This window comes from Metabacillus sp. 22489, assembly GCF_052044855.1.
GTDB lineage: Bacteria > Bacillota > Bacilli > Bacillales > Bacillaceae > Metabacillus > Metabacillus niabensis.
In genome coordinates this window covers 49868-57273 of the sequence record NZ_JBQENT010000033.1, presented here as the reverse complement: position 1 = coordinate 57273, position 7406 = coordinate 49868, and the positions used below count along the sequence as shown (strand labels likewise).

The following is a 7406-nucleotide window of genomic DNA, read 5'->3' as shown; positions in this document are numbered from 1 at the left end:
TCATGCGAACACCACCTAGAGTTTATATATCTATTATAAATGAAAAGAGCGAAGGCTTCCTCATAATATCGAGGAAGCCTTCGCTTTATTAAAGATATAGAGACTTTTTCAGTGGCCTCTCTTTATATGTCCTCATTTTTAAATTTCCCTTATATAAATTATAGAAATATTATTTATATTTTAATTACTTCTTTCTAAGTCATTATAAGTAATTAATCTATGGATGTGCACGGCGAGATAGGCTAATTCCTCATTCGGTATATCTTTTCCATTAACTCGTTTTATATATTCTTTTATTTTAAATGCACCATCCATAGCCTGAGGATATAGGCTCGCTAATTGTTTAAATAATACATTATCCTTATCATCTAACATTTTATCTGAATAAAAACGTTCTACAAAAAATTTAACATGGGTGATAAACCGAGTATAGTGAATATTATCCTCATCCATGTTGATATTAAAAGTATATCTAGTCAAATTAACGATACCTCCAATCATTTTGGCATACCTCATGCCATTTTTAGACTCTTTCTGTTCTCCTTGAGCGTTAATCAAGTGAAATGCAATATTTGCTGCCTCTTCAACCGGTAAATCCATTTGGAACTTTTCATTCATTCGTTTAAGAGCATAAACTCCGATCTCAAATTCTTCCGGATAATAATTTTTAATTTCCCAATAAACTTTATTGGTGATATTTATATTTTTCTTAAATCTTTCTACTGCAAAATTCAAATGGTCCATTAACATAAAATAGATACTTGTATTAAGTTTCGTATTAAGTTTCTCTTCAGCATACGTTACAATTTTCTGGGTCAATTCAACAAATTCAGGTGGAATGGAATCCAATAAACCAATGAACTCTTTTACTTTTATATTTTCAATAGGTATAAACATTTGATCAACTTGGTTTTCCTTAATAATATTGCCTACTTTTTGACCGTAGCCGATTCCTTTTCCAATAAGGATGAAATCCTTTCTTTGTTCATCTTCTACTAATACAACACTAGAATTTAGAACCTTTTTGATTTTTTTCATTGTAATCCCCCTTCACAAAAGAGCCCATTAAATCTTTTCCAATATATTAGCCTGTTATAATTAAATTTGGTGAACACTTGGAAATATCATATCTATTTTTATAAATGAAATAATAAAAAAGAAAGATACATAAAAATCAAAAAAATAAGCAATGAAAATAAAATAGAGACAAATATAATAGAATGATTAGACGGAATAAACAGCCCTTCCTCGATTTCTTTTCTTTTCCTTTGGTATTGAATAGTACTCAAAACCCCAGTTATTAGACCAACAACACAAGCAAATATCCCTAAAAATATTGCCAAAATATTAATTTTCGAATTTGAACTTATCTTAATCGTAAAATGTAGAGAAGTAGTTAAAAAACCTACACCTGCAATAGATATAGCAGTTCGAATCCATGCAAGGTATGTTCTTTCATTTGCCAAATGTTGCTGTGCATATTTCACACTATCTTTTGGTAATTCAGCTTTTACTTTGGAAGCTTCCATGAATAGCTATATCTCCCTTATCTTTATCTTCTTAGTCACAACACGGAAAAATGTAGCTACTAGTATAGTAAAAAAAACTATTAGTAGCTACATAGCCATAATTCTATTCTAAATCTTCTCCATTTGACTCAATAACCTTTTTATACCAGTAGAAGGAATCCTTTTTAATTCGTCTAAATGTGCCATTTCCATTATCATCTACATCTACATAGATAAAGCCGTATCTTTTTTTCATTTCACCAGTACTTGCGGAAATTAAATCAATTGGTCCCCACATTGTGTAACCCATGACAGGAATCCCGTCAATATCAATTGCTTTTTTCATTTCCTTTAGATGATTTCTTAAATATTCAATTCGATATGAGTCATGGATCCTTCCATCCTCATCTATTTTATCAACAGCACCCAGTCCGTTTTCTACAATCATTAACGGTATTTGATAACGATCATATAAAAGATTTAATGAATAACGGAGACCCATCGGATCAATAGTCCATCCCCAATCACTTGCTGGAAGATATGGATTTTTGTATCCCGTTTTGACACCATTAAGTCCTTTAAATTCTAGATTTGTTTTTTTGCCTACTACATGAGTTAAATAATAACTATAGGATAAGAAATCAACTTTCCCCTTTTTCAATTCTACTAAATCGCCATCTTGAATTGGTAAAACGATTCCTTCACGTTCAAACTCTTTTAATTTGTAAGATGGATAATATCCTCGACATTGAACATCACAATAAAACAGCATTTTATGCATAAAATCAACGGTTGTCTGTATATCTTCTGGATCACAACTATTTGGATATGCAATATGTCCAGCATACATCATGCCGACTTTATTATTAGGGTCAATTGCATGAGCCATTTGCACGGCTTTAGCACTTGCTAAAAATTGATGATAGGCGGCAGTCATTCTAGTCTGCTCATCATTTGAATTAATCCCAGCAGCCATCCAAGGCTTGGTTGACATAACATTAATTTCATTAAAAGTAAGCCAATATTTTACTTTTCCTTTATATCGGTTAAAAATCGTCTGACAATAGCGTAAATAAAAATCAATCACTTCACGATTTTCCCATGAGCCATATTTTAATAATCCCAGCGGTGTCTCAAAATGAGAAATAGTTACTAAAGGCTCGATCCCATATTGAAGACATGTATCAAAGACTTCATCATAATGCTTTAAACCTGCTTCATTAGGTACTTCCTCATCTCCATTTGGAAATATCCTTGACCAAGCTATAGACAAGCGATAACATTTAAATCCCATTTCAGCAAATAATGCAATATCTTCCTTAAACCGATGATAATGGTCAACAGCTTGGTGGCTAGGATAGTAATTTCCTTCCACCACACCATCAGTAATTTCTCTAGGAACACCATGCATACCCGCAGTCATGACATCTGCTGTACTCAATCCTTTTCCATCACTTAAGTAGGCACCTTCTACTTGATTTGCAGCAGTTGCGCCTCCCCACAAAAAATTTTCGGGAAATCCTTTAGCCATACCTTACTCCTCCAATTCAATTTCCTAATGTAGTTATAATCATTACTGAATCATTATCATTCTTAAAATCTGTGACTTTTACTGAGTATTTATCATTGTTCGTAACTACCGCAATTGTGACCGGATCATATCCTTCATCAATAATTTTTTGTAAATCAAATTTCACTAGTAAATCCCCAGACTTTACTTTATCTCCAACCTTCACTAAAGATTCAAAGTATTTTCCTTCTAGGTTAACTGTATCAATACCAATATGGAATAATATTTCTGCTCCATTAGCAGTTTCCATTCCCAATGCATGGTTTGTATTAAACACCATTTTAATTTCCCCATCAGCTGGTGCATATAGTTCTCCTTTTGAAGGAATGACTGCAATTCCGTCCCCCATCACTTTAGTTGAAAACACATTATCATTTACTTCAGATAGAGGAATCATTTCTCCTTTAACCGGTTGTTTAATATGAACGTCCACATCAATCAATCCTCCACTATCAGGAGTTTGATCAGCTACCGTTTGTTCCATTTTTTCTTTATCTTCTTTCCATAAAATAAGAGTAATTATAAATGCTGATACAAAAGAAATGACTAAGCATAAAAGAGCGAAAATAATAATATTATCATTTTTTGGATCTATAAACATTGATATACTTGCAAGACTCGGGCTTACTGGTGTAGATCCTCCTACAACAAATAGACCAAGACTTAGACCCCCAATTAAACTTGATACTACAACACTTATTAGTACACGCTTTCTTTGTAATGTAACACCATAAAGTGCCGGCTCTGCGATCCCAAATAAGGCAGAAATAGCCGAAGATAATGCAATAGATTTAAGTTCTGTTTCTTTAGCACGTAAAGCTACGGCAAAATTCGCACCACTTTCAGCCATATTATGCGCAAATAACGCAGGCAATAGAAGAAATTCCCTTCCAGTTGCAGAAATTGTATTAATTGCATATGGTGTTAGTGCCTTGTGCATACCAGTAGCAATCATAAATGGAAGTATTGATGCAAGAAGACCTACTGCAATCCATCCAGCTTTATCAAATACAAACAAAATAATAGATGTTAATAAAGTTCCAGCCTGAAATCCAATTGGCCCTAAAACTAAAAGTGTCATTGGAACTGTTATAAGCATTGACATCATTGGTATAAAGAAAACTCGAATAGGCTTTGGTGAAATCTTGGTAAAAAATCTTTCCATATAAGCGTAGAAAATAATACCTAGTATAGATGGAAAAATTTGTGCTGAATAGTTAACATTTGTGAGCGGAATCGTAAAAAGACTCCCTCCCTCAGCTAAAAGCTTAGTCATATCAGGGAATAATAATATACTCATAGCAGCTGCAGCAACTAAATGATTTACCTTCATCTTAGTTGCTGTGGTAATAGCAACTAGTATTGGTAAAAAGTAAAATACTGCACCACTAATAGACGTTAGAATAAAATACGTCTGTCCATTCTCATCAATCAAATTTAGAACCGATAAAAGCAATAGCATTGATTTTAAGATACCAGCACCTGCCATTGCAGGAATTAAAGGCTGGAATACACTAATTAGAAAATCTAATATTGTTGCCCCTATTTTTTGCTTACCTTTTGCTTGGTTCTGATTATGATTTTGCTGTCCAAACTTTCCAAGTTTATTCAATTCATCATACACTTCGATTACATTATTCCCGATAATTACTTGAAATTGTGCTTTATTAACTACATCTAAAACTCCTTGAATTTTTTTTAGTTCATCTATATTTGCCTTGCTATCATCTGCAAGTGTAAACCGTAATCTTGTTGCACAATGCCCTAGATGAACCACATTGCCCTCACCACCAACATTGTTTAAAATATCAGTTGCTATTTTTTTATAATCCATATTAAATCCTCCTCAGGATATCTTAATACGCTTACATTTCGGCCAAAAAATAAGCTAACAAAAAAAGACAGGACCCTAAAAACAATATCATATCGTTAGATAAAATATCGTTTTTATGGATCCTGCCTGCATGACCAGTAACATGTCCGGTTTATTTATTTTGTTATTTGAGCTTATTATATTGTATTCAAATAATAATTACAAGAATTTTATTAAGGCAAGGATATTGTTATGTTTAGAATACAATAATAATATCTACCAGCATAAATAAGTTAGTCTTTTAATATTCAAGACAATACAACTTATCTCTACCCAATTAATTAAATCATCTTTTTATATCTTATCAGACTTTAAATTAAATCATAATAAACTTCTACTTAATTTTAACCAAATCTATTCTTCTTGCTTCGGTTTGCGGACAAATAACAGCACCAATATAGCACCTAAAAAAGCCACCATCCCACACCAGAAGAATGCTTGTTGATAACCTTCATTAAGTGTTATTGATAACTCACCTGTAGCACTAGCAGTTACCGCCGCTGCAATAGACACCATAATCGCCAACCCAACTGCAGATCCAACCTGATATGTTGTATTATACAGCCCTGATGCGAGTCCAGAATCCTCTGATTTTGCCTCTGACACAGCAGCTGTTGTTGCTGGAAGATACGCAAGAGCATTCCCGAGTGCTGCCAATAGCAATGCAATAAACACATCGCTCCAATAATCCCCACTAACTGTATTACCTGATAATAATAGTCCAGCTATACCAAGAATAATAAAACCAATAACCATTGTTAGTTTCATGCCCAATTTAGTTTTGCTCCAAATCCCATGCCTCCATTTACAGCGATTTGAATCCTCTTTCCGTTATCCATTGTATTCACCTTCCTAAATACGGGGGTATAGTATATTTTAAATAAAAATAATAAAGCCGTTGTTGTCGTAGGTTTCTCACACCTAATATACTATACCCCTCCTAGCGTATGTAAAGGTTTTTTTGAAACCACCTTTAATTTAGGCACACTGAGACTCATTAACATTTATTCAGCTAAAGTTATCATAAATTTATATATATAAATAAAAAACATCTTACCCAAAAATACCGAGGGTAAGATGTTTAATTTCATTGCTATAATAGTTTAGCTCTTTTTCCCCTTCATTTATCATGTCGTACGATTTTTCACAAACTGCACAGGCAAAATAATCTCCATCGTTTCGTCAGTTTGAGCTTCCTCAATAATTTCGTTTAATTTTATCACTGCGGTTTTCGCAATATCTTCAATTGGCTGTCTGATCGTTGTTAATTGAGGTAGTAGGCTTGATACCGTTTGTGTTCCATCATAGCCAACCACTTTTAGTTGTTTCGGTACATCGATATGTAATTCCTGAGCAACCTTCAGGCATGTAGCTGCGATAAGATCGTCACTTGCAAAGATTCCATCTGTTTCTGGATAATCGTTAAATATTTGTCTAATTGTCGCTGCAGTTGCTTCCTCATTAAAGAGATTATTAAGCTCATATGTGATTGGCTTTTCAACTAGATCTTCATATGCTTTTCGTCTATTTTGCGTAGGCGTTTCTAAATCAAATGGTCCGTTAATATGAATGATCGATTTACAGCCGACATCAATTAAATGTTGTACTGCAAGTCTTCCTCCTTCATAGTTATCAGATCCTATCACTGGTATCGTTGGGGATAAATAATGGTCGATTGCTACAATTGGAAGCTTTGGATTTTTATAGGCCTCGATTCCACGATTATACGAGCAAACGATCATCCCATCTACCTGGTGTCTAATTAGCATCTCTGCATATGATTTTTCCTTTTCAAGCTGTCCGAGACTGTTGCAAAGAATAACCTTAAAACCGTAATTTGAGCATATATTCTCAATATATAATGCTAATTCACTAAAAAAAGGATTATTGATTGTTGGCAGGATGAGTCCAATAAAATTCGTTCTTTTTTTAAATAGTGAACGTGCAATATCATTTGGATAGTAATTTAATTCTTTAATTGCATCTTCTACTTTTTTTCTTGTTTTTTCGCTTATATATCCCCGATTGTTTAACACTCGTGAAACAGTTGTCGGTGAAACTCCGGCTAGTTTCGCTACATCTTCTAATTTTACTTGCATCATTCATCACCTAATAAATCGTTGTTATTTCCTTCATTTTTTTAATTTTTCATTTATGTCAACCGCTTTCATTTAGATTAACATAAATGGATATATTTTGCACCTTTATTAAGTATCATGAAGGTCCCTCAACATATAACAAAAAAGAAACATGCTCAGAAACGTTGATATCACCATTTCTGAGCATGTTTCTTCGCATCGCTTTAGCTGCTATAAGAACTAAAAAAGCTGCTAGATTTCCGTCTTCTTTTATAATGCTCATGACCATATTTTGAAGGGTGATAGTTATTTGAGTACTTTCTTCTTTTAAAGTCACTTGAGCTATGCTTCCTATGTGAATGTGATTTACTATTTAA

At 33.4% G+C, this 7406-nt stretch carries 7 protein-coding genes; all 7 read right to left on the bottom strand.

The annotated features are described in order from the left end of the window. Positions 1-180: 180 nt before the first annotated feature. A complete protein-coding gene (locus ACTJJ9_RS17850) occupies positions 181-1038 on the bottom strand; it encodes a PRD domain-containing protein (RefSeq protein WP_095303251.1) in 858 nt (285 codons plus the stop codon). Positions 1039-1136: 98 nt separating this feature from the next. Continuing rightward, positions 1137-1529, bottom strand: a complete 393-nt coding sequence (locus tag ACTJJ9_RS17845) for a YidH family protein (protein ID WP_095303252.1) — start codon at positions 1527-1529, stop codon at positions 1137-1139. A 103-nt stretch (positions 1530-1632) separates the two neighbouring features. Further along, positions 1633-3039, bottom strand: coding sequence for a glycoside hydrolase family 1 protein (locus tag ACTJJ9_RS17840; protein WP_095303253.1), 1407 nt, complete (start codon positions 3037-3039; stop codon positions 1633-1635). Between the two features lie 16 nt (positions 3040-3055). Continuing rightward, on the bottom strand, positions 3056-4912 hold the full coding sequence (locus tag ACTJJ9_RS17835) for a beta-glucoside-specific PTS transporter subunit IIABC (RefSeq protein ID WP_145580450.1): 1857 nt from the start codon (positions 4910-4912) through the stop codon (positions 3056-3058). A 393-nt stretch (positions 4913-5305) separates the two neighbouring features. After that, entirely contained in the window at positions 5306-5743 is a 438-nt protein-coding gene (locus ACTJJ9_RS17830) for an MFS transporter (protein ID WP_255451773.1), read from the bottom strand. A 335-nt stretch (positions 5744-6078) separates the two neighbouring features. After that, on the bottom strand, positions 6079-7050 hold the full coding sequence (locus ACTJJ9_RS17825; protein ID WP_095303461.1) for a LacI family DNA-binding transcriptional regulator: 972 nt from the start codon (positions 7048-7050) through the stop codon (positions 6079-6081). 115 nt (positions 7051-7165) lie between these two features. Continuing rightward, complete coding sequence (locus tag ACTJJ9_RS17820; protein WP_170944521.1) at positions 7166-7366, bottom strand: hypothetical protein; 201 nt, start codon at positions 7364-7366, stop codon at positions 7166-7168. Between the last annotated feature and the right edge of the window lie 40 nt (positions 7367-7406).